Genomic DNA, 23,623 nt, shown 5'->3' on the forward strand with positions numbered 1-23,623 from the left:
CATGATGATAAATGTGCAAACTGTGGCAGTGATTGGGAGCGGCACCATGGGGGCAGGCATTGCAGAAGTTGCCGCCAGTCATGGACATCAGGTTTTACTGTATGACATTTCTGCTGAAGCGCTGACCCGCGCAATAGACGGAATACACGCGCGGCTGAATTCACGCGTGAAGCGGGGAAAACTGACCGCTGAAACCTGTGAACGCACATTGAAACGTCTGATCCCGGTGACCGATATTCACGCGCTGGCAGCAGCGGATCTGGTCATTGAAGCGGCGTCTGAACGTCTGGAAGTCAAAAAAGCGCTCTTTGCACAGCTGGCGGAAGTTTGCCCGCCACAAACGCTATTGACCACTAACACATCTTCAATCTCTATAACCGCGATTGCTGCGGAGGTGAAAAATCCTGAACGTGTTGCGGGGCTGCATTTTTTTAACCCGGCACCGGTGATGAAGTTGGTGGAGGTGGTCAGTGGGCTGGCAACGGCGGCGGAAGTTGTCGAGCAGTTGTGTGAACTGACGTTAAGTTGGGGTAAGCAGCCTGTGCGCTGTCATTCGACCCCTGGATTTATCGTTAACCGTGTTGCGCGTCCTTATTATTCCGAGGCCTGGCGGGCACTGGAAGAGCAGGTTGCTGCACCAGAAGTGATTGACGCTGCGCTTCGCGATGGCGCTGGTTTCCCGATGGGGCCGCTGGAATTAACCGATCTGATTGGTCAGGACGTCAATTTTGCTGTCACCTGCTCGGTGTTTAACGCTTTCTGGCAGGAACGTCGTTTTCTCCCTTCGCTGGTGCAACAGGAACTGGTGATTGGTGGACGATTAGGCAAGAAAAGTGGGCTGGGCGTGTATGACTGGCGTGCGGAGCGTGAGGAAGTTGTTGGCCTGGAAGCGGTAAGCGACAGTTTTAGTCCAATGAAAGTAGAAAATAAAAGTGACGGTGTCACGGAAATTGACGATGTTTTATTGATTGAGACACAAGGCGAGACGGCACAGGCGCTGGCAACACGACTGGCACGCCCGGTGGTCGTGGTCGACAAAATGACGGGCAAGGTGGTGACCATTGCTGCGGCAGCGGTGAACCCGGACTCAGCGACTCGCAAGGCCATTTATTACCTGCAACAGCAGGGCAAAACAGTGCTGCAAATTGCTGATTACCCAGGAATGCTGATTTGGCGAACGGTAGCAATGATCATCAATGAAGCCCTTGATGCGCTGCAAAAAGGTGTGGCCTCTGAACAGGATATCGATACCGCCATGCGTCTTGGGGTGAATTATCCATATGGCCCGCTTGCCTGGGGAGCGCAACTTGGCTGGCAGCGAATATTAAGGCTCCTGGAAAACCTACAACATCACTATGGCGAAGAACGTTATCGTCCATGTTCATTGCTGCGCCAGCGGGCGCTTCTGGAGAGCGGTTATGAGTCATAAGGCCTGGCAAAATGCCCATGTAATGTATGAGAACGATGCCTGCGCCAAAGCACTTGGCATCGACATTATCTCAATGGATGAAGGCTTTGCTGTAGTGACCATGACCGTTACTGCACAAATGCTTAATGGTCACCAAAGTTGCCATGGAGGGCAGCTATTTTCACTGGCTGATACTGCCTTTGCCTACGCCTGCAATAGTCAGGGGCTGGCAGCCGTCGCTTCTGCCTGCACGATTGATTTTTTACGTCCAGGCTTTGCCGGAGACACCTTAACTGCCACTGCGCAGGTACGTCATCAGGGCAAGCAAACCGGTGTTTACGACATCGAAATTGTTAACCAACAACAAAAAACGGTTGCGCTGTTTCGCGGTAAATCTCACCGCATCGGCGGCACCATTACAGGAGAAGCCTGATGCGTGAAGCCTTTATCTGTGACGGAATTCGTACGCCAATTGGTCGCTACGGCGGGGCATTATCTGGTGTTCGGGCTGACGATCTGGCAGCTATCCCTTTGCGGGAGTTGCTGGTGCGAAACCCGCGTCTCGATGCGGAGTGTATCGATGATGTGATCCTCGGCTGTGCTAATCAGGCGGGAGAAGATAACCGTAACGTAGCACGGATGGCGACTTTACTGGCGGGGCTGCCGCAGAGTGTTTCCGGCACTACCATTAATCGCTTGTGTGGTTCCGGGCTGGACGCGCTGGGGTTCGCCGCACGGGCGATTAAAGCGGGCGATGGCGATTTACTGATCGCCGGTGGCGTGGAGTCAATGTCACGGGCACCGTTTGTTATGGGCAAGGCAGCCAGTGCATTTTCTCGTCAGGCTGAGATGTTTGATACCACTATTGGCTGGCGATTTGTGAACCCGCTCATGGCTCAGCAATTTGGAACTGACAGCATGCCGGAAACGGCAGAGAATGTAGCTGAACTGTTAAAAATCTCGCGAGAAGATCAAGATAGCTTTGCGCTACGCAGTCAGCAACGTACGGCAAAAGCGCAATCCTCAGGCATTTTAGCTGAGGAGATTGTTCCGGTTGTGTTGAAAAACAAAAAAGGTGTTGTAACAGAAATACAACATGATGAGCATCTGCGCCCGGAAACGACGCTGGAACAGTTAGGTGGGCTAAAAGCACCGTTTCGTGCCAATGGAGTGATCACCGCAGGCAATGCCTCCGGGGTGAATGACGGAGCCGCTGCGTTGATTATTGCCAGTGAACAGATGGCTGCAGCGCAAGGACTGACACCGAGAGCGCGTATCGTCGCCATGGCAACCGCCGGGGTGGAGCCGCGTCTTATGGGGCTTGGTCCGGTGCCTGCAACTCGCCGGGTGCTGGAACGCGCGGGGCTGAGTATTCACGATATGGACGTGATTGAACTGAATGAAGCGTTCGCGGCCCAGGCGTTGGGTGTACTACGCGAATTGGGGCTGCCTGATGATGCCCCACATGTTAACCCCAACGGAGGCGCCATCGCCTTAGGCCATCCATTGGGAATGAGTGGTGCCCGCCTGGCACTGGCTGCCAGTCATGAGCTGCATCGGCGTAACGGTCGTTACGCATTATGCACCATGTGCATCGGTGTCGGTCAGGGCATCGCCATGATTCTGGAGCGTGTTTGAGCATATCAACCTGCGAGTATCCTACAATGATAACCAATACAAAGCTTGACCCGATTGAAACCGCGTCTGTTGATGAGTTACAGGCGTTGCAAACACAGCGTCTGAAATGGACGCTCAAACACGCGTATGAAAATGTGCCGATGTATCGGCGCAAATTCGACGCAGCAGGTGTACATCCTGATGATTTCAGGGAACTTTCAGACCTGCGTAAATTTCCCTGTACCACCAAGCAGGATCTGCGCGACAACTATCCCTTTGACACCTTTGCCGTGCCGATGGAACAAGTGGTGCGCATTCATGCTTCTTCGGGAACCACAGGTAAACCGACAGTTGTCGGCTATACGCAAAACGATATTGATAACTGGGCCAATATCGTAGCGCGTTCCTTGCGTGCGGCAGGTGGCACGCCCAAAGACAAAATTCATGTCGCCTATGGTTACGGCCTGTTTACCGGTGGGCTGGGCGCGCACTATGGTGCAGAACGCCTGGGCGCTACGGTGATCCCGATGTCTGGTGGGCAGACGGAAAAACAAGCGCAACTGATCCGCGATTTTCAACCGGATATGATCATGGTTACGCCATCTTATTGCCTTAACCTGATTGAAGAGCTGGAGCGGCAGTTGGGCGGTGATGCCAGCGGTTGCTCGCTGCGAGTTGGAGTGTTTGGTGCTGAGCCGTGGACACAGGCCATGCGTAAAGAGATTGAACGGCGTCTGGGGATCACTGCGCTGGATATTTATGGCCTGTCAGAAGTGATGGGGCCGGGGGTCGCGATGGAGTGTCTGGAAACTACCGACGGCCCAACCATTTGGGAAGATCATTTCTATCCTGAAATTGTTAATCCCAATGACGGCACACCGCTTGCCGATGGCGAACATGGCGAACTGTTATTCACCACGCTGACCAAAGAAGCATTGCCGGTTATTCGTTACCGTACGCGTGATTTAACCCGACTGTTGCCAGGAACGGCACGAACCATGCGCCGCATGGATCGCATCAGTGGACGTAGCGATGACATGTTGATCATTCGCGGTGTAAATGTCTTCCCGTCACAACTGGAAGAAGAGATTGTCAAATTCGAACATTTATCGCCGCATTACCAACTGGAGGTTAACCGTCGGGGGCATCTTGATTCACTTTCTGTGAAAGTGGAGTTGAAAGAAAGCAGCCTGACATTGACGCATGAGCAGCGTTGCCAGGTTTGCCACCAGTTGCGCCATCGGATTAAATCGATGGTGGGGATCTCTACTGATGTGATGATCGTTAACTGTGGCAGTATCCCGCGTTCAGAAGGCAAGGCGTGTCGGGTGTTTGATCTGCGCAATATTGTTGGTGCCTGATGTGTCGCCTGGTCCTGGTGGGTGAACCGCCAGGGCCAGAAGTCGATACGACCTGTGCTATGATTCATAAATCACAACAATAACAACAGACTGAATCGAATGAGTAAACTTGATACTTTTATCCAACATGCTGTAAACGCTGTTCCTGTTAGTGGCACATCTTTGATCTCCTCTCTGTATGGTGATTCACTTTCTCATCGTGGTGGAGAAATCTGGTTGGGTAGTCTGGCTGCTTTGCTGGAAGGACTGGGATTTGGTGAGCGTTTCGTCCGTACCGCTTTGTTTCGTCTTAATAAAGAAGGCTGGCTGGATGTTTCCCGCATCGGGCGACGCAGTTTCTACAGTCTCAGTGATAAAGGCTTGCGGCTGACACGACGGGCAGAAAGTAAAATTTATCGTGCAGAGCAACCCGCATGGGATGGTAAATGGCTCCTGTTGCTCTCGGAGGGTTTAGATAAAGCAACGCTGACTGATGTCAAAAAGCAGTTGATCTGGCAAGGTTTTGGCACACTGGCGCCCAGCCTGATGGCATCGCCGTCGCAAAAACTGGCGGATGTACAGACACTTTTGCATGAAGCGGGGGTGGCGGATAACGTGATTTGTTTTGAAGCGCAAATACCACTGGCGCTTTCTCGCGCAGCACTGCGTGCCAGAGTAGAAGAGTGCTGGCATTTAACTGAACAAAATGCCATGTACGAAACCTTTATTCAGTCATTCCGCCCGCTGGTGCCGCTGTTAAAAGAGACGGCAGACGAGTTAACCCCGGAGCGTGCATTTCATATTCAGCTTTTACTGATCCATTTTTATCGCCGTGTCGTCCTTAAAGACCCATTGTTGCCGGAGGAGTTGCTTCCGGCTCACTGGGCAGGGCATACGGCGCGTCAGCTGTGTATCAACATTTATCAGCGCGTAGCGCCTGCTGCTTTAGCGTTCGTTAGTGAAAAAGGTGAAACCTCGGTCGGTGAACTGCCTGCGCCGGGAAGCCTGTATTTTCAACGTTTTGGCGGCTTGAATATTGAACAGGAGGCGTTATGCCAATTTATCAGATAGACGGTCTGACTCCGGTTGTGCCAGAAGAGAGTTTTGTTCATCCGACAGCGGTATTGGTCGGCGATGTTATTCTCGGCAAGGGTGTTTACGTTGGGCCAAATGCCAGCCTGCGTGGCGATTTTGGTCGTATCATGGTGAAAGATGGCGCGAACATTCAGGATAATTGCGTTATGCACGGTTTTCCCGAGCAGGATACTGTCGTGGAAGAAGATGGACATATTGGTCATAGCGCTATCCTTCACGGCTGCATTATCCGCCGCAATGCATTAGTGGGAATGAACGCGGTAGTGATGGACGGTGCGGTGATTGGTGAGAACAGCATTGTTGGCGCATCTGCATTTGTGAAAGCCAAAGCAGAAATGCCTGCTAATTATCTGATTGTCGGCAGCCCGGCGAAAGCGATTCGTGAACTTAGTGATCAGGAGCTGGCATGGAAAAAGCAGGGCACGCATGAGTATCAGGTGCTGGTGACACGTTATAAGCAGACGTTGTATCAAGTCGAACCATTGCGGGAAGTTGAACCTGGCAGGAAACGTCTGGTATTTGATGAGAATCTGCGACCGAAACAGTAACGTCCAGATGCTGAACGTGCTAATTTTTAGTATGTGATGCATAAACCGCAACGCTGATACAGGTTGCGGTTTTTTATTGCCGGATGCGGCGCTTGACGCGTTTTGTTTTGGTGTTTTTCAGGACAATAGAGGAACTCATCCAGTAATCTTGTTTACGCCTTCGCATTATTTAACTCTTTTCGTTTCTATACTGATTTTTCTGAATTCGTTTTATTACAGGGCAGGGTGCGATGAGCAGCAACACATTTACTCTCGGTACAAAATCCGTTAACCGTCTTGGTTATGGCGCGATGCAACTGGCAGGTCCTGGGGTTTTTGGTCCCCCAAGGGATCGCCACGTCGCTATAACCGTTCTGCGTGAGGCGCTGGCATTGGGCGTCAATCACATTGATACCAGTGACTTTTATGGTCCGCACGTCACCAATCAGATTATCCGCGAAGCGCTTTATCCTTACTCTGACGACCTGACCATTGTTACTAAAATTGGGGCGCGGCGTGGAGAGGACGCCTCCTGGTTGCCCGCATTTTCTCCGGCAGAGTTGCAAAAAGCGGTACACGATAATCTACGTAATCTCGGACTGGACGTACTGGATGTGGTTAACCTGCGCGTTATGATGGGGGATGGTCATGGCCCAGCGGAAGGATCGATTGAAGCCAGCCTGACCGTGCTGGCAGAGATGCAACAACAAGGCCTGGTAAAACATATTGGCCTGAGCAACGTCACACCGACGCAGGTTGCAGAGGCACGCAAGATTGCCGAAATCGTCTGCGTGCAGAACGAATACAACATTGCTCATCGTGCTGATGACGCAATGATTGATGCTTTGGCTCGTGACGGCATTGCCTACGTGCCGTTCTTCCCGCTCGGGGGCTTTACGCCGCTGCAATCCTCCACGCTTTCCGATGTTGCTGCGAGCCTTAATGCGACACCAATGCAGGTAGCGCTGGCGTGGCTGTTACAACGTTCACCGAATATTTTGTTGATTCCTGGAACATCTTCTGTTGCGCATTTACGGGAGAATATGGCTGCTGAAAAATTGCATCTTTCTGCGGACGTGTTGTCTACGTTGGATGGTATTTCGCGAGAATAACGAATATACAAAAGGGAAAGATGCATTTCCCTTTTGTTTCTTTTTTAATGGCATGGAGTGCATATGTTTAAGCCCAGGATTTGCAGCTGGATAGGTTTACTTCCCCTGTTTATGCTGAGTCTTCCAGTACAGGCGGAACTTCGATGTGTTGCAAATGCAGTTGATATTGAACCATTTTTTTCTGCGGCTACCGCTGAAGATTAACAACAAGTTGAACAGGCTATCAACAGTAGCGTGAATCTTGTCCCCTTCGGTTTATCTGCATCGGACTGGAAAGTGCATCGTGGCGATTTAGTGGTAGAAGGTAATATAGAGAGTAATCAAAAATTGATTGTTCTTGGCAATTTGACAGTCAAAGGTAATATTTCCACTTTCTCTCTTTCTAATCCATGGGTTATTCTCGGTAACGTGACGGCAACGAATATAGTTACGGATTCACCACTGTTAATTACCGGTTCGATAAATGCAAGTGGACTGGTATTTATCGACTCATATTACGATAATCCGTCTACGATTAAGGGGAGTATTAATGCGCGAGGGATATTTATCAATGACATAATTGCACCTGTTGTTGCGTCTTCGACAAATAGTGAATTCATGGTCCGTGCGAGTGACAAAAATGACACTGAAAATGTCAAAAAAGCGCTGATGATAATAAATCCTGATGCATATTATTGGGGTCTAATAAATGATGAAGATGCTCTGAAAGAAATTTTTAAGCGAAGCAATATTCGCATGGCAGGGAATATCTGTAATCTGATGAAAAAAGAAGCGCTGTTTCGCCCTAAGCCTTCTCCTGAGTTAGTGCAGGAATTGCAAATGCTGGATGAAGGCAACGTTGCTGCATTTGAAGGACGAGATATTGCGACATTTGATCTTGCCATAATGCGAACTCTCCCAAGGATTAAAGGAATTTCAGCTAACCTACGCAAACAACTTATTAATAGCAATGATGGACAAACGATTGAAAGTATGGCGAGATATATGCCTGACAATGAGATTCTGGAGTTGACTGATCAGCAATTGGGTTACCAGCCTGTTGTTCTGGGGTTGCTCGACCGTGAACCGCTCTCTGTCGAAATAATGACGCGAATGAGTCATCTACCTGATGGTGTCGGTCCGTTGAATCTTGCGCTACGTGAAAATCTCCCTCTGGATATCGTCATGACTCTGGCGAAAAGAGATTGGGATATGATCATTCAGGAGCTTTATAAAGATGCGTGGTTATTGCCCGAATCCATTATTGATGGCTATATCCGCAGTGATGATCCCTCTATTCGTCAGGTCGGTGCTGGAGGACAACTCACCTACAATCAGGCAATGCAGTTGGCGAACGATTCATCAAACGATGTTGTCACAAGCTTAGCGTCAAAGCTGGCAGAGATGAAACACCATGGTCAATTGTTGCGGATGACGCCACAAGAGAGTGACAAAGTTGCAGTATATTTATACCAAAAATTCGAGAATGACGATGATCTAATACGTGTGTTATTTTTAGCATTGCCAGATAACTTACAGTTTAATTTTGTTAAAAGGATGGAGAAAAAATCCCCTGCCTACTTTTGCTGTCGGGATATGCAGGTAATTCACTCTGACGCTGCTCTACAACGATTATTGACACGTTTCAACGATCCTGAGGGGTGGAGTAATCTGGCGAAAAATCAGTATCTGAGCACGTCGATGAAACAAAAAATTTGGCAACGTGCTTTATCGCATCGGAAAAATAATCCCAAAGCAGATTCAGATGCATATGAAACCAGCGCTGATATGATTTTGTCTGAGCTTATCAGCTACGGTGAAGTTGATGACCAGATGCTATTAAATGCCACCTCTCTGAAACGTTCGGACGACTGGGACTTTTTAGAGAGTGCATTAATTAGTTGGGATAATTTACCCGCTGTTGTTCTCAAAGAATTACAGAAAAACACGCCACGCAATGATATTTGGGCGAAGTTTTTTCTGAGGCAGGAAAACAGCTCCCGTGCGCAGGTTAACGAAGCGTTACGTGTTTATTATGCACTCGACCCCGATGCGTTAGCACAACTGGATGTACTGGCAAAACAACCGGATCGTATATGGTGGAGTACACTGGCGAAAAGCAATCTCACATTTTTCAAGTTCGGCGCACTTAGCAACCGCCACACCCCCCCTGCGGCACTGGCGGCAGAAATTGATCCCGAGTGGTGGATTGTGGCGATGAATAATCCCCGTTTTCCAGTTGATGTATTAAAGGCGAGGCTGAAACGTGATCCTTTGCTGGCGTTAGAGCTTGTTAACCCTGAACTGGATTTAGTTCGCCAGCTGGCGCTTAACGGTAAGACGCGCGCAATACGGGAACAAGCGATGAGAAAACTTGATGAGTTGTATTGATCCACAACGTAATGTTTCTTAACCATTTGATTAATTGGGGATAATCATTCCTGGCAGTGAGTCCCCAATACCTTGATATATTCTGAATTTTTAATGAAGCGGCGTGTTGCGATATCTCCGTAAGGGGAATTGATGCACCATAGCGCAAACCGAATTATCAAGGATTGATAATGACGCTCTACCAGATAAAACCGCTCTTTCAGTCGCTGTTAAGGCCGACGATGTTTTGGCTTTATAAGCACCATGTTACAGCGAATCACATCACTCTTGCTGCACTGGCGCTTTCTCTTCTTACCGGATTGCTGTTGATGTTGGTGGCACGCCCCATCCTTTTTTTGCTATTGCCCATCGTGCTTTTTGTCCGTATGGCACTCAATGCGCTGGATGGCATGATGGCGCGTGAGTGTAATCAGCAAACACGTCTTGGGGCGATTTTGAACGAAACTGGCGATGTTATTTCCGATATTGCGCTTTATTTACCGTTTTTATTTTTACCGGAAAGTAACGCATCACTCGTAATACTCATGTTATTTTGCACCATATTGACTGAGTTTTGCGGTTTACTCGCGCAGACGATTAACGGTATTCGCAGTTATGCCGGTCCATTTGGCAAAAGCGATCGTGCGTTAATATTTGGTTTGTGGGGGCTGGCCATTGCCATTTATCCCCAGTGGATGCAATGGAATAATTTATTATGGAGTATTGCTTCAATTCTGCTTATCTGGACTGCGATTAATCGTTGTCGGAGTGTGCTTTTTATGAGTGCTGAAAGATAATGCTGGAAAAATCTCTGGCAACACTTTTCGCGTTGTTAATTTTAGCAACGCTGATAAACCGTTTTCTGATATGGCGGTTACCGGAGAGAAAAGGGGGTGAGGTTACATTACGTATTCGTACCTGGTGGGGCATCGTCATTTGTTTTTCAATGGTGATTTCAGGTCCACGCTGGATGACGTTGACGTTTTTTGCGCTGATAAGTTTTCTGGCATTGAAAGAATATTGTACGCTTATATCTGTACATTTTCCGCGTTGGTTATATTGGGGTATTCCTCTTAACTATTTGCTTATCGGTTTTAATTGCTTTGAGCTGTTTCTGTTATTTATACCTTTGGCTGGGTTTCTGATATTAGCCACCTGGCGAGTTTTAGTGGGTGACCCCTCTGGTTTTCTGCATACCGTGAGCGCCATTTTTTGTGGCTGGATAATGACCGTTTTCGCCTTGAGTCATGCCGCCTGGTTATTAATGTTGCCAACCACAAATATCCAGGGCGGGGCGTTACTGGTGTTATTTCTTTTGGCATTAACCGAGTCAAACGATATTGCACAGTATTTATGGGGAAAATCCTGCGGCAGAAGAAAAGTGGTCCCTAAAGTCAGCCCGGGAAAAACATTGGAAGGTCTGATGGGCGGCGTAATCACCACCATGATTGCGTCACTGATTATTGGACCGTTGCTGACACCGCTAGATACATTACAGGCATTATTAGCGGGTTTGTTAATTGGTATTAGTGGTTTTTGCGGCGATGTAGTGATGTCAGCCATCAAACGAGATATTGGTGTTAAAGATAGTGGAAAACTATTACCAGGACATGGCGGACTCCTTGACAGGATTGACTCATTAATTTTCACCGCTCCGGTATTTTTTTATTTTATTCGCTACTGCTGTTACTGAAGGAAAATAGAGAAAATGGAAAATTCACGCATCCCTGGGGAACATTTTTTTACCACCAGTGATAATACAGCGTTGTTTTATCGGCACTGGCCCGCTTTACAGCCAGGGGTGAAAAAGGTCATCGTCTTATTTCATCGCGGTCATGAACATTCTGGTCGTCTACAACATATCGTTGATGAACTGGCGATGCCAGATACTGCTTTTTATGCCTGGGATGCCCGAGGGCATGGACAAACTTCGGGGCCGCGTGGTTATAGCCCATCTCTTGCGCGTTCAGTGCAGGATGTCGATGAATTTGTCCGTTTTGCTGCCAGCGACAGCCAGGTCGGGCTGGAAGAGGTGGTTGTGATCGCGCAAAGCGTCGGCGCAGTGCTGGTTGCCACATGGGTTCATGATTATGCGCCTGCTATTCGCGGGCTGGTGCTGGCTTCTCCGGCCTTTAAGGTTAAATTGTATGTGCCGCTGGCACGTCCTGCGCTGGCGTTATGGCATCGTCTGCGTGGTCTGTTTTTTATTAATTCCTATGTGAAAGGACGCTATTTGACCCACGATTGGGAACGGGTAGCGAGTTTCAATAATGATCCGCTGATCACACGGGCGATTGCCGTCAATATCTTGCTCGATCTCTATAAAACGTCTGAACGTATTGTTAGCGATGCGGCGGCGATTACGCTCCCCACGCAACTTCTGATATCGGGCGATGACTATGTGGTGCGTCGCCAACCGCAGATTGATTTTTATCAGAGATTACGTAGCCCTCTGAAAGAGCTGCATCTGCTGCCGGGCTTTTATCACGACACGTTGGGTGAAGAGAACAGGGCGCAGGCATTTGAAAAAATGCAAAGTTTTATCAGCCGTTTATATGCTAACAAGTCGCAAAAATTTGATTATCAGCATGAAGAGCGCACAGGACCATCTGCGGATCGATGGCGGCTCCTTTCTGGTGGACCCGTGCCATTATCGCCGATTGATTTGGCGTATCGCTTTATGCGAAAGGCGATGAAACTGTTCGGGGCGCAATCTGCGGGCCTGCATCTCGGAATGAGCACCGGCTTTGATTCAGGCAGTTCGCTGGATTATGTTTATCAAAATCAACCGCAAGGCAGTAACGCATTCGGGCGTTTTATCGACAAAATCTACCTGAACAGTGTTGGCTGGCGCGGTATTCGCCAGCGCAAAGCCCATTTACAAATGCTGATTAAACAAGCCGTTGCCGATCTCCACGCCAAAGGTTTAGCCGTCCGCGTGGTTGACATTGCCGCAGGGCATGGGCGCTATGTACTGGATGCGCTGGCAAACGAGCCTGCCGTAAGCGATATTTTGTTACGTGATTACAGTGAGTTAAATGTTGCACAGGGGCAAGAGATGATTGCCCAAAAGGGAATGTCTGGGCGGGCGCGTTTTGAACAGGGCGATGCGTTTAATACGGCAGAACTCAGCGCGTTAACTCCGCGGCCTACGTTGGCGATTGTCTCTGGCCTGTATGAGCTTTTTCCCGAAAACGAGCAGGTAAAAAACTCCCTCGCTGGTCTTGCCAATGCCATCGAACCGGGTGGCATTCTCATCTACACCGGGCAGCCGTGGCACCCACAACTGGAGCTGATTGCCGGGGTGTTAACCAGTCATAAAGATGGTAAACCGTGGGTAATGCGCGTGCGTTCGCAAGGGGAGATGGATTCGCTCGTGCGTAATGCCGGATTTGATAAATGCACACAACGGATTGATGAGTGGGGCATTTTTACGGTTTCGATGGCGGTGCGTCGTGACCACTGAACGCCGGAGCGTATTGCTACAAGGAGCTGGCTGGTTATTGTTGCTGGCCCCGTTTTTCTTCTTCACATATGGATTTCTTAATCAGTTCACCGCGATTCAGGATCTTAACAATCATGATATCCCCAGTCAGGTATTCGGTTGGGAAACGGCGATCCCTTTTCTTCCCTGGACTATTGTTCCTTACTGGAGTCTGGATCTTTTATATGGATTTTCGCTGTTCGTTTGTCGCTCGACATTCGAACAGCGCCGACTGGTCCACCGGCTTATTCTGTCAACGGTAATGGCCTGTTGCGGTTTTTTGCTCTATCCGCTGAAGTTTAGTTTTATCCGCCCTGAAGTGAGTGGGGTGACGGGATGGCTATTTTCGCAACTTGAACTGTTTGATCTGCCTTATAACCAGTCCCCTTCGCTGCATATTATTCTCTGCTGGCTACTTTGGCGTCACTTTCGTCAGCATCTGGCTGTGAGGTGGCGTAAAGTCTGTGGCGGATGGTTTTTACTCATCGCCATTTCGACGCTGACGACCTGGCAGCATCATTTTATTGATGTCATCACAGGGCTGGCAGTAGGTATGTTGATTGACTGGATGGTGCCCGTCGACCGTCGCTGGAATTATCAGATACCTGATCAACGTCGAATCAAAATAGCACTGCCATATGTCGTAGGCGCGTGTTCGTGCATAGTATTGATGACGCTAATGATGATGAATCAGTTACGGTGGTCAGTCTGGTTATGTTGGCCAGTATTATCGCTACTCATTATTGGCCGTGGGTACGGTGGGCTTGGCGCGATAACAACAGGGAAAGATAGTCAGGGGAAACTCCCGCCTGCCGTTTACTGGCTGACGTTGCCCTGGCGCATCGGGATGTGGCTGTCTATGCGTTGGTTTTGCCTTCGCCTGGAGCCGGTGAGCGAAATTACTGCGGGTGTTTATTTAGGGGCGTTTCCACGACATATTCCGGCACAGAATGCAGTTCTGGACGTCACCTTTGAATTCCCTCGCGGACGCGCGACAAAAGATCGACTCTATTTTTGTGTACCGATGTTGGATCTGGTGGTTCCGGAAGAGGGGGAGCTCCGACAGGCCGTGGCGATGCTGGAAACATTACGCAAAGAGCAAGGCAGCATTCTGGTCCATTGCGCGTTGGGATTATCGCGCAGTGCGCTGGTGGTGGCCGCATGGCTGTTATGTTACGGACACTGTAAAACCGTTGATGAAGCGATTAACTATATTCGCGTCAGACGCCCGCAGATTGTGCTGACAGACGAGCACAAAACGATGCTGAGATTGTGGGAAAACAGGTAAGTGGATTGAGATGTGGACTGAATATCTACAGTCCACATCAAAATAGTGTCCGGTTATGCAGCAACAATACTGTCGATGGCTGCTTTCGCGTCAGACTGCGCTTTCGCTGCCATTTCCGGGCCGTATGCGATCCCTTCGGCGAAGACAAATTTCACATCGGTAATGCCGATAAAGCCCAGGAATGTGGACAGATACGGCGTTACCAGATCCGTTGGGCCATCTTTATGGATCCCTCCGCGGCTGGTAATCACGATGGCTTTTTTACCCGTTACCAGACCTTCCGGACCGTTCTCGGTATAGCGGAAAGTAACGCCTGCACGTGCCACCAGGTCAAAATAGTTTTTCAACTGAGTTGAGATGTTGAAGTTATACATCGGTGCCGCAATAACTATAACTTCGTGGGCTTTCAGCTCGGCAATCAGCTCATCGGAAAGCGCCAGAGCTTCCTGCTGACGCGGAGTCAGCGGCGCATCGCTCGGACGCAGTGCACCAACCAGTTCGCCATCCAGTACCGGAATCGGATTTGCAGCCAGGTCACGCACGGTGATTTCATCAGCGGAGTGCTTTTCGCGCCATTGTTCAACAAAATAATCGGACAACTGATTAGACTGAGAGTACCCTGCCAGGATGCTGGATTTAAGAACTAATACCTTGCTCATGGTGTTTCCTTATAGATGTTTGAATGGGCGATGCCCCGTTGCTTGTTGACACTTTATTCACAATCCTGCCACAGAGATAGCGCAATAAATCGAAGCCTATGTTCGAATTTATTGAACAACGCATAGAAAGCCGCGATGTGGTACTCTATATATATCATTTAAAAGAAAATTAATCAGGCAGCCTACTGCCCACTAACGTTATGACAGAACAACAAAAATTGACCTTTACGGCCTTGCAGCAGCGGCTAGATTCGCTGATGCTGCGTGACAGACTGCGTTTTTCCCGCCGTCTGCATGGCGTGAAGAAGGTTAAAAATCCTGATGCACAACAGGCCATTTTCCAGGAGATGGCGAAAGAGATTGACCAGGCGGCAGGGAAAGTCCTGCTGCGTGAAGCGGCACGACCGGAAATCACTTATCCGGACAATTTGCCGGTGAGTCAGAAAAAACAGGACATTCTCGAAGCAATTCGTGATCACCAGGTGGTGATCGTCGCAGGGGAAACGGGTTCCGGTAAAACGACTCAGCTACCGAAAATCTGTATGGAGCTGGGCCGCGGAATTAAAGGGCTGATCGGCCATACCCAGCCGCGTCGTCTGGCGGCACGAACGGTGGCGAACCGTATTGCGGAAGAGCTGAAAACGGAGCCGGGCGGTTGCATCGGTTACAAAGTGCGTTTCAGCGATCACGTCAGTGATAACACGATGGTCAAACTGATGACCGACGGTATCCTGCTGGCGGAGATCCAGCAAGACCGTCTGCTGATGCAGTACGACACCATCATTATTGACGAAGCGCACGAACGCAGCCTGAATATCGATTTTCTGCTCGGCTATTTGAAAGAGTTGCTGCCGCGGCGTCCTGACCTAAAAATCATTATTACTTCCGCGACTATCGACCCGGAACGCTTTTCGCGCCACTTTAATAATGCGCCGATTATCGAAGTCTCCGGTCGTACCTATCCGGTGGAGGTGCGCTATCGCCCGATTGTTGAAGAAGCTGATGACACCGAGCGCGACCAGTTGCAGGCGATTTTTGACGCCGTAGACGAACTGAGTCAGGAAAGCCCTGGCGACATTCTGATTTTTATGAGCGGCGAGCGAGAAATTCGCGATACCGCCGATGCGCTGCACAAGCTAAACTTACGCCATACGGAAATTCTTCCGCTTTATGCACGGCTTTCGAACAGCGAGCAGAACCGCGTCTTCCAGTCGCACAGCGGACGGCGCATTGTGCTGGCGACTAACGTCGCGGAAACGTCGCTGACCGTGCCGGGGATTAAATACGTTATCGACCCAGGTACGGCGCGTATTAGCCGCTACAGCTATCGCACCAAAGTACAGCGTCTGCCGATTGAGCCCATTTCGCAGGCTTCAGCTAATCAGCGTAAAGGCCGCTGTGGTCGTGTGTCAGAAGGGATCTGCATTCGTCTTTATTCCGAAGACGATTTCCTCTCGCGCCCGGAGTTTACCGATCCGGAGATTCTGCGTACCAACCTGGCCTCGGTTATTTTGCAGATGACCGCGCTGGGGCTGGGCGATATCGCTGCGTTCCCGTTTGTAGAAGCGCCGGATAAACGCAATATCCAGGATGGCGTGCGTCTGCTCGAAGAGCTGGGCGCGATCACCACTGATGAACAGGCCAGCGCCTATAAACTGACGCCGCTCGGTCGCCAGCTCTCGCAACTGCCTGTCGACCCACGTCTGGCGCGAATGGTGCTGGAAGCGCAGAAACATGGCTGCGTGCGTGAGGTGATGATTATCACTTCCGCGCTCTCTATTCAGGACCCGCGAGAGCGGCCAATGGACAAGCAGCAGGCATCGGACGAAAAACATCGTCGCTTCCACGATAAAGAATCCGACTTCCTGGCGTTTGTAAATCTGTGGAATTATCTTGGCGAGCAGCAAAAGGCGCTCTCTTCAAACGCCTTCCGTCGCCTGTGCCGTACTGATTACCTTAACTATCTGCGCGTGCGTGAATGGCAGGATATCTACACTCAGTTGCGCCAGGTGGTGAAAGAACTTGGCATTCCGGTTAACAGCGAACCGGCGGAGTATCGCGAAATTCACATCGCCTTACTGACAGGTTTGCTTTCGCATATCGGCATGAAAGATGCCGATAAACAGGAATATACCGGCGCACGTAACGCGCGTTTCTCCATCTTCCCCGGTTCTGGTTTATTCAAGAAGCCGCCGAAATGGGCAATGGTGGCGGAACTGGTAGAAACCAGCCGCCTGTGGGGGCGCATTGCGGCACGTATCGATCCGGAATGGGTAGAGCCAGTTGCCCAGCATTTGATTAAACGCTCCTACAGCGAACCGCACTGGGAACGGGCGCAGGGCGCGGTGATGGCAACGGAAAAAGTCACCGTTTACGGGTTGCCGATTGTTGCTGCGCGTAAGGTCAACTACAGCCAGATTGATCCGGCGTTGTGTCGTGAACTTTTTATTCGCCACGCGCTGGTGGAAGGTGACTGGCAGACGCGTCACGCATTCTTCCGTGAAAACCTGAAACTACGGGCAGAAGTGGAAGAACTGGAACACAAATCACGTCGCCGCGATATTCTGGTGGATGACGAAACGTTGTTTGAGTTTTACGACCAGCGCATCAGCCACGATGTGATCTCCGCACGACACTTTGATAGTTGGTGGAAAAAAGTCAGCCGCGAAACACCTGATTTGCTCAACTTTGAAAAGAGCATGTTGATCAAAGAAGGGGCGGAAAAAATCAGCAAGCTGGATTACCCGAACTTCTGGCATCAGGGCAATCTCAAGCTGCGTTTAAGCTATCAGTTTGAGCCGGGGGCGGATGCTGACGGTGTGACCGTGCATATTCCGCTGCCGTTACTTAACCAGGTTGAGGAAAGCGGGTTTGAGTGGCAGATCCCCGGCCTGCGCCGTGAACTGGTGATTGCTCTAATCAAATCGTTGCCGAAACCGGTACGGCGTAATTTTGTGCCCGCGCCAAACTACGCCGAAGCGTTTTTAGGTCGCGTCACGCCGCTGGAACTGCCGTTACTCGACAGCCTTGAGCGCGAGCTACGGCGGATGACCGGCGTTACCGTTGACCGCGAAGACTGGCACTGGGATCAGGTGCCCGATCACCTGAAAATCACCTTCCGCGTGGTGGACGACAAAAATAAGAAGCTAAAAGAAGGGCGCTCATTACAGGATCTGAAAGATGCCCTGAAAGGCAAAGTGCAGGAAACGCTTTCCGCCGTTGCCGATGATGGTATTGAGCAAAGCGGGTTACATATCTGGAGCTTCGGTAATTTACCGGATCACTACGAGCAGAAACGTGGCAACTACAAAGTGAAGGCCTGGCCTGCGCTGGTGGATGAGCGTGACAGCGTAGCGATTAAGCTTTTTGATAACCCGCAGGAACAACAGCAGGCTATGTGGCGTGGTTTGCGTCGCTTGCTGTTGCTGAACATTCCGTCGCCAATTAAATATCTGCATGAGAAACTGCCGAACAAAGCGAAGCTGGGTCTCTACTTTAACCCGTACGGTAAAGTGCTGGATCTCATTGACGACTGCATCTCCTGCGGTGTTGATAAGTTGATTGATGAGGCGGGCGGCCCGGTCTGGACGGAGGAAGGCTTTGCTGCGCTTCATGAAAAAGTCCGCGCTGAACTGAACGACACGGTGGTGGATATTGCGAAGCAGGTCGAGCAAATCCTTACGGCAGTGTTCAATATCAACAAACGCCTGAAAGGACGGGTGGATATGACCATGGCGCTGGGGCTTTCTGACATTAAAGCGCAGATGGGCGGGCTGGTGTATCGCGGTTTTGTCACTGGCAACGGTTTTAAACGGCTGGGCGACACGCTGCGTTATTTACAGGCGATTGAAAAACGTCTGGAAAAACTGGCGGTTGATCCACATCGCGACCGCGCCCAGATGCTGAAAGTCGAAAATGTCCAGCAGGCGTGGCAGCAGTGGATCAACAAACTGCCGCCAGCACGTCGTGAAGATGAAGACGTAAAAGAGATCCGCTGGATGATAGAAGAGCTGCGCGTCAGCTACTTCGCTCAACAACTTGGTACGCCTTATCCGATTTCGGATAAGCGTATTTTGCAGGCGATGGAGCAGATTAGCGGTTAATCCTGCTATTTGCCTGATAAATCTAAAACCCGGTAAGCATTTAGCGCCGGGTTTTTTATTAATTCTAAAACGGTAAGGGTAAAAATTCAGGAATTCAGAAAAATACAATTCTCTGCTGCAAGATGAATAATGTTTATCTACAGCATTTCCTTAAAAGATATGTCAGGCTTGCGGAGTGGCGGTTAAGGAAATACGACTTCCTCCTTTCAGAGGTCTCCGCTTCTCATTATTATCTCACGCAGTATTCTTAAGGGAACGATAAGGAGGAACCATGAACATTACCCCGTTTCCCACACTTTCGACGGCAACCATAGATGCCATAAATGTTATCGGACAGTGGCTGGCGCAGGATGATTTCTCCGGTGAGGTGCCGTATCAGGCCGATTGCGTGATCCTTGCAGGCAATGCGGTTATGCCGACTATCGATGCGGCATGTAAGATTGCCCGCGATCAGCAAATTCCTCTACTGATTAGTGGTGGTATCGGTCACTCGACAACTTTTTTGTATAGCGCCATCGCACAGCATCCGCACTACAACACTATCCGCACCACTGGCAGAGCAGAAGCTACCATCCTGGCGGATATCGCTCATCAGTTCTGGCACATTCCGCATGAAAAAATCTGGATTGAAGACCAGTCAACAAACTGCGGTGAAAACGCACGCTTTAGCATTGCTCTACTGAATCAGGCCGTAGAACGAGTTCACACCGCTATTGTTGTACAGGATCCCACCATGCAGCGGCGCACAATGGCGACGTTCCGTCGTATTACCGGTGACAATCCAGACGCACCTCGTTGGTTAAGTTATCCCGGATTCGTTCCTCAGTTGGGAAATAACGAAGACAGTGTAATCTTTATTAACCAGTTAGAAGGATTATGGCCGGTTGAGCGTTATCTATCACTGCTTACCGGTGAGATGCCACGTTTACGCGATGATAGTGATGGCTATGGTCCCCGTGGGCGAGATTTTATCGTTCACGTTGATTTTCCTGCAGAAGTCACCCAGGCATGGCAAACGCTGAAACACGATGCTGTGCTTATCGAGGCGATGGAAAGTCGCTCGCTACGTTGAAAATTGCCCGTTTGAGAACAACTGTTTGCAAACGGGCATGACTCCTTACTTTTTTTTCTGCCTTTTATTCCTTTTACCCTTCTTTTTATGAAGCCCTTCACAGAATTGTCCTTTCACGATGCCGTCTCTATGATGATTGATGTTAATTAACAATACATTTACCAAAAACAAACATATAAATCACAGGAGTCGCCCATGTCAGTACCCGTTCAACATCCTATGTATATAGATGGACAGTTTGTTACCTGGCGTGGAGACGCATGGATTGATGTGGTTAACCCCGCAACAGAGGCGGTGATTTCCCGCATTCCCGATGGTCAGGCTGAAGATGCTCGCAAAGCAATCGACGCCGCAGAGCGCGCGCAGCCAGAATGGGAAGCATTGCCTGCCATTGAACGCGCCAGTTGGTTACGCAAAATCGCCGTCGGGATCCGCGAACGCGCCAGTGAAATCAGTGCGCTGATTGTTGAAGAAGGGGGCAAGATCCAGCAGCTGGCCGAAGTTGAGGTAGCATTTACTGCGGATTATATCGATTACATGGCAGAGTGGGCGCGGCGTTACGAAGGTGAGATTATTCAAAGCGATCGTCCAGGAGAAAATATTCTTCTCTTTAAACGTGCGCTTGGCGTGACTACCGGCATTCTGCCGTGGAACTTCCCGTTCTTCCTCATTGCCCGCAAAATGGCTCCCGCTCTTTTGACCGGTAATACTATCGTCATTAAACCCAGTGAATTTACGCCAAACAATGCGATTGCTTTTGCCAAAATTGTCGATGAAATAGGCCTTCCACGCGGTGTGTTTAACCTTGTGCTGGGGCGTGGTGAAACCGTTGGGCAAGAACTGGCGGGTAACCCAAAGGTCGCAATGGTCAGTATGACAGGCAGCGTCTCTGCAGGTGAAAAGATCATGGCGACTGCAGCAAAAAATATCACAAAAGTGTGTCTGGAATTGGGTGGTAAAGCACCAGCTATCGTAATGGACGATGCCGATCTTGAACTGGCAGTCAAAGCCATCGTTGATTCACGCGTCATTAATAGTGGGCAAGTGTGTAACTGTGCAGAACGTGTTTATGTACAGAAAGGCATTTATGATCATTTCGTCAATCGGCTGGGTGAAGCGATGCAGGCGGTTCAATTTGGTAACCCCGCTGAACGCAACGACATTGCGATGGGGCCGTTGATTAACGCCGCGGCGCTGGAAAGGGTCGAGCAAAAAGTGGCGCGCGCAGTCGAAGAGGGGGCGAGGGTAGCGTTGGGGGGCAAAGCGGTTGAGGGGAAAGGATATTATTATCCGCCGACTTTGCTGCTGGATGTTCGTCAGGAAATGTCGATTATGCACGAGGAAACCTTTGGCCCGGTGCTGCCAGTGGTCGCATTTGACACGCTGGAAGAGGCTATCGCAATGGCTAATGACAGTGATTACGGCCTGACCTCATCACTCTATACCCAAAATCTGAACGTCGCGATGAAAGCTATTAAAGGGCTGAAGTTTGGTGAAACTTACATCAACCGTGAAAACTTCGAAGCTATGCAAGGATTCCACGCCGGATGGCGTAAATCCGGTATTGGCGGCGCAGATGGCAAACATGGCTTGCATGAATACCTGCAGACCCAGGTGGTTTATTTACAGTCGTAATGAGTGAAAGAGGCGGAGGCTTTTCCCTCCGCCTTTGCTCGTCAGAGTTTAGCGAATTTTTCGAGGGTGCGAATAAGCTGCGTGACGAAGCCATATTCGTTATCATACCAGGCGACCGTTTTCACCAGCTGTAAATCGCCCACGGCGGTAATTTCGGTTTGCGTGGCATCAAACACCGACCCGAAATGGCTGCCAATGATATCAGAAGAGACTATTTCTTCATCGGTATAACCAAATGACTCGTTATTGTTTGTCGCGTTTTTAAGCGCGTTGTTCACCTCTTCGGCAGTCACTTTTTTTCCAAGAATAGACACCAGTTCAGTCACCGAACCTGTTTTCACGGGTACGCGTTGCGCATGACCTTTCAGTTTGCCGCTCAGTTCTGGGATCACCAGACCAATGGCTTTTGCCGCGCCTGTAGTGTGGGGAATGATATTTTCTGCCGCTGCACGTGAAGCGCGTAGATCTTTACCTCGCGGGCCATCCACCAGTGACTGGGTGCCAGTATAGGCATGAATGGTCGTCATCGTGCCGACTTCTATTCCGAAACTGTCGTGCAAGGCTTTGGCCATCGGTGCAAGACAGTTAGTGGTGCATGACGCCACGGAAACAATGGTGTCGTTGCCATCCAGTGTGTCGTCATTGACGTTATAAACGATGGTTTTCATTTCACCGGCAGGGGCGGAAATCAACACCTTCTTCGCACCAGCATCAAGGTGCGCCTGCGATTTCTCGGCGGAGGTATAAAAGCCAGTACATTCGACAATGATTTCTGCGCCTTTCGCTTTCCATGGAATATTTTTAGCCTCTTTTTCGGCGTAAACCGCGATACTTTTTCCATCAACGATAAGTGAATCTTCCGTAAAATCAACGCTCCAGGGGAACGGTCCGTAGTTTGAATCATGTTTCAGCAGGTAGGCGAGAATTTTTGGGGAAGTGAGATCATTAATAGCGACAATGTCTATGTTGCTTTTGACTTCAAGTAATCGACGCAACACCAGTCGACCGATACGACCAAAACCGTTAATACCAACTTTACTCATGGTCTTCTCCTGTCAGGAACGTTCGGATGAAAATTGATCCTTTCCAGGCTTAGACCAGGATGGCGGGATGGGCAATCTACATTCTTGCCGTGAAACGTAACGTACTGAAAACGGGTGAACAAAATTTAATGAAATTTTAAGAAAAGCTCGTTATGTTAACGGAAAATTATGTTAAAGCAGGAAATGTTATGGAAAGTAAATATTCAAGGTTACAAATCGGCATTCACTGGCTGGTCTTTTTGCTGGTTATCGCAGCGTATTGCGCAATGGAGTTTCGTGGTTTCTTCCCACGTAGCGATCGGCCGCTCATCAACATGATTCATGTTTCCTGTGGCATCACAATTCTCGTGCTGATGGTTGTTCGTCTTTTGTTAAGGCTTAAATACCCAACTCCGCCGATTGTACCTAAACCAAAACCGATGATGACGGGACTGGCACATTTGGGACATTTGGTGATTTATCTCCTGTTTATTGCGCTACCAGTGATTGGTTTGGTGATGATGTATAACCGGGGCAACCCATGGTTTGCGTTTGGTATGACAATGCCTTACGCAGCAGAGGCCAATTTCGAACGGGTTGATAGCTTAAAGTGGTGGCATGAGACGCTGGCGAATCTGGGATATTTTGTCATCGGGTTGCACGCTGCGGCTGCACTGGCACACCACTATTTCTGGAAGGACAACACACTTCTACGCATGATGCCGCGTAAACGTTCCTGAAGGATATTTAAAGAAAACGCCTGTACTAAAACCGACCCGTGGTACAGGCGAAGAATACGGGCCTACATCGGAAGTGCCTATTATATTTATTTGTATGACAAATAAAACCATAATCCTTGTCCATATGCCCATCTGGCTTATCTTTAATCAATTCACCCGTTCTTTGATCTCA

17 protein-coding genes and 1 pseudogene are annotated in these 23,623 nt (G+C 49.6%); 16 read left to right on the plus strand and 2 right to left on the minus strand.

Annotated features, from left to right (window positions below; genetic code table 11):
- Position 1: 1 nt before the first annotated feature.
- The 12 genes and pseudogenes from paaH to QUF14_RS09045 all read left to right on the plus strand — a co-directional run bounded on the left by paaH (position 2) and on the right by QUF14_RS09045 (position 14,220).
- A complete protein-coding gene (gene paaH / locus QUF14_RS08990) occupies positions 2-1,429 on the plus strand; it encodes a 3-hydroxyacyl-CoA dehydrogenase PaaH (RefSeq protein WP_000973356.1) in 1,428 nt (475 codons plus the stop codon).
- Positions 1,419-1,841, plus strand: a complete 423-nt coding sequence (paaI, locus tag QUF14_RS08995; protein WP_000018418.1) for a hydroxyphenylacetyl-CoA thioesterase PaaI — start codon at positions 1,419-1,421, stop codon at positions 1,839-1,841. The genes paaH and paaI overlap by 11 nt, the downstream gene beginning before the upstream one ends.
- Positions 1,841-3,046, plus strand: a complete 1,206-nt coding sequence (gene paaJ / locus QUF14_RS09000) for a bifunctional 3-oxoadipyl-CoA/3-oxo-5,6-dehydrosuberyl-CoA thiolase (RefSeq protein ID WP_001206182.1) — start codon at positions 1,841-1,843, stop codon at positions 3,044-3,046. The genes paaI and paaJ overlap by 1 nt, the downstream gene beginning before the upstream one ends.
- A 26-nt stretch (positions 3,047-3,072) precedes the next feature.
- Positions 3,073-4,386 carry a phenylacetate--CoA ligase PaaK gene (gene paaK / locus QUF14_RS09005; protein WP_000632291.1) on the plus strand — a complete coding sequence of 438 codons (1,314 nt, stop codon included), beginning with the start codon at positions 3,073-3,075 and terminating at the stop codon, positions 4,384-4,386.
- 99 nt (positions 4,387-4,485) lie between these two features.
- Positions 4,486-5,436, plus strand: a complete 951-nt coding sequence (gene paaX, locus QUF14_RS09010; protein ID WP_000039885.1) for a phenylacetic acid degradation operon negative regulatory protein PaaX — start codon at positions 4,486-4,488, stop codon at positions 5,434-5,436.
- A complete protein-coding gene (gene paaY / locus QUF14_RS09015; protein WP_001123468.1) occupies positions 5,418-6,008 on the plus strand; it encodes a phenylacetic acid degradation protein PaaY in 591 nt (196 codons plus the stop codon). The genes paaX and paaY overlap by 19 nt, the downstream gene beginning before the upstream one ends.
- Before the next feature lie 230 nt (positions 6,009-6,238).
- Positions 6,239-7,099 carry a pyridoxine 4-dehydrogenase gene (gene pdxI / locus QUF14_RS09020; protein WP_000097804.1) on the plus strand — a complete coding sequence of 287 codons (861 nt, stop codon included), beginning with the start codon at positions 6,239-6,241 and terminating at the stop codon, positions 7,097-7,099.
- 63 nt (positions 7,100-7,162) lie between these two features.
- Positions 7,163-9,469, plus strand: a pseudogene (locus QUF14_RS09025) (DUF2773 domain-containing bactofilin).
- Between the two features lie 170 nt (positions 9,470-9,639).
- On the plus strand, positions 9,640-10,245 hold the full coding sequence (locus QUF14_RS09030) for a CDP-alcohol phosphatidyltransferase family protein (RefSeq protein WP_000177530.1): 606 nt from the start codon (positions 9,640-9,642) through the stop codon (positions 10,243-10,245).
- Entirely contained in the window at positions 10,245-11,141 is an 897-nt protein-coding gene (locus tag QUF14_RS09035; protein ID WP_000890920.1) for a phosphatidate cytidylyltransferase, read from the plus strand. The genes QUF14_RS09030 and QUF14_RS09035 overlap by 1 nt, the downstream gene beginning before the upstream one ends.
- 15 nt (positions 11,142-11,156) lie before the next feature.
- Positions 11,157-12,914, plus strand: coding sequence for a bifunctional alpha/beta hydrolase/class I SAM-dependent methyltransferase (locus QUF14_RS09040; protein WP_000431867.1), 1,758 nt, complete (start codon positions 11,157-11,159; stop codon positions 12,912-12,914).
- Positions 12,915-12,927: 13 nt separating this feature from the next.
- Complete coding sequence (locus QUF14_RS09045; RefSeq protein ID WP_024212001.1) at positions 12,928-14,220, plus strand: phosphatase PAP2/dual specificity phosphatase family protein; 1,293 nt, start codon at positions 12,928-12,930, stop codon at positions 14,218-14,220.
- Between the two features lie 53 nt (positions 14,221-14,273).
- Here QUF14_RS09045 and azoR read toward each other — a convergent pair whose 3' ends face one another.
- Positions 14,274-14,879 (minus strand): FMN-dependent NADH-azoreductase, encoded by a 606-nt coding sequence (gene azoR / locus QUF14_RS09050; RefSeq protein WP_000048960.1) that lies wholly within the window; start codon positions 14,877-14,879, stop codon positions 14,274-14,276.
- Between the two features lie 200 nt (positions 14,880-15,079).
- Here azoR and hrpA point away from each other — a divergent pair, with 200 nt between their 5' ends.
- From hrpA to aldA, 3 genes are all read left to right on the plus strand, one after another.
- On the plus strand, positions 15,080-18,982 hold the full coding sequence (hrpA, locus tag QUF14_RS09055; RefSeq protein ID WP_286333511.1) for an ATP-dependent RNA helicase HrpA: 3,903 nt from the start codon (positions 15,080-15,082) through the stop codon (positions 18,980-18,982).
- A gap of 271 nt (positions 18,983-19,253) precedes the next feature.
- Entirely contained in the window at positions 19,254-20,054 is an 801-nt protein-coding gene (ydcF, locus tag QUF14_RS09060) for a DUF218 domain-containing protein YdcF (protein ID WP_001027961.1), read from the plus strand.
- Between the two features lie 195 nt (positions 20,055-20,249).
- Positions 20,250-21,689: an aldehyde dehydrogenase gene (gene aldA / locus QUF14_RS09065; protein WP_000115923.1), complete on the plus strand. Its 1,440-nt coding sequence runs from the start codon at positions 20,250-20,252 to the stop codon at positions 21,687-21,689.
- Positions 21,690-21,730: 41 nt separating this feature from the next.
- Here the strand turns inward: aldA and gap are convergent, their stop codons facing one another.
- Entirely contained in the window at positions 21,731-22,732 is a 1,002-nt protein-coding gene (gene gap / locus QUF14_RS09070) for a type I glyceraldehyde-3-phosphate dehydrogenase (RefSeq protein WP_000048645.1), read from the minus strand.
- A 188-nt stretch (positions 22,733-22,920) separates the two neighbouring features.
- Here gap and cybB point away from each other — a divergent pair, with 188 nt between their 5' ends.
- Positions 22,921-23,451: a cytochrome b561 gene (cybB, locus tag QUF14_RS09075; protein WP_001353209.1), complete on the plus strand. Its 531-nt coding sequence runs from the start codon at positions 22,921-22,923 to the stop codon at positions 23,449-23,451.
- The last annotated feature ends 172 nt before the right edge of the window (positions 23,452-23,623 follow it).

The organism is Escherichia sp. HH091_1A, assembly GCF_030295175.1.
GTDB classification, from domain to species: Bacteria; Pseudomonadota; Gammaproteobacteria; order Enterobacterales; family Enterobacteriaceae; genus Escherichia; species Escherichia coli_F.

Excerpts from the sequence above, each read along its gene's own strand:
- aldA (WP_000115923.1), top strand. The coding sequence starts at position 20,250 with ATGTCAGTACCCGTTCAACATCCTATGTATATAGATGGACAGTTTGTT.
- paaX (WP_000039885.1), top strand. The coding sequence starts at position 4,486 with ATGAGTAAACTTGATACTTTTATCCAACATGCTGTAAACGCTGTTCCT.
- gap (WP_000048645.1), bottom strand. The coding sequence starts at position 22,732 with ATGAGTAAAGTTGGTATTAACGGTTTTGGTCGTATCGGTCGACTGGTG.
- QUF14_RS09040 (WP_000431867.1), top strand. The coding sequence starts at position 11,157 with ATGGAAAATTCACGCATCCCTGGGGAACATTTTTTTACCACCAGTGAT.
- cybB (WP_001353209.1), top strand. The coding sequence starts at position 22,921 with ATGGAAAGTAAATATTCAAGGTTACAAATCGGCATTCACTGGCTGGTC.
- pdxI (WP_000097804.1), top strand. The coding sequence starts at position 6,239 with ATGAGCAGCAACACATTTACTCTCGGTACAAAATCCGTTAACCGTCTT.
- paaY (WP_001123468.1), top strand. The coding sequence starts at position 5,418 with ATGCCAATTTATCAGATAGACGGTCTGACTCCGGTTGTGCCAGAAGAG.
- QUF14_RS09035 (WP_000890920.1), top strand. The coding sequence starts at position 10,245 with ATGCTGGAAAAATCTCTGGCAACACTTTTCGCGTTGTTAATTTTAGCA.
- ydcF (WP_001027961.1), top strand. The coding sequence starts at position 19,254 with ATGAACATTACCCCGTTTCCCACACTTTCGACGGCAACCATAGATGCC.
- hrpA (WP_286333511.1), top strand. The coding sequence starts at position 15,080 with ATGACAGAACAACAAAAATTGACCTTTACGGCCTTGCAGCAGCGGCTA.
- QUF14_RS09030 (WP_000177530.1), top strand. The coding sequence starts at position 9,640 with ATGACGCTCTACCAGATAAAACCGCTCTTTCAGTCGCTGTTAAGGCCG.
- azoR (WP_000048960.1), bottom strand. The coding sequence starts at position 14,879 with ATGAGCAAGGTATTAGTTCTTAAATCCAGCATCCTGGCAGGGTACTCT.
- paaK (WP_000632291.1), top strand. The coding sequence starts at position 3,073 with ATGATAACCAATACAAAGCTTGACCCGATTGAAACCGCGTCTGTTGAT.
- paaH (WP_000973356.1), top strand. The coding sequence starts at position 2 with ATGATGATAAATGTGCAAACTGTGGCAGTGATTGGGAGCGGCACCATG.
- paaJ (WP_001206182.1), top strand. The coding sequence starts at position 1,841 with ATGCGTGAAGCCTTTATCTGTGACGGAATTCGTACGCCAATTGGTCGC.
- paaI (WP_000018418.1), top strand. The coding sequence starts at position 1,419 with ATGAGTCATAAGGCCTGGCAAAATGCCCATGTAATGTATGAGAACGAT.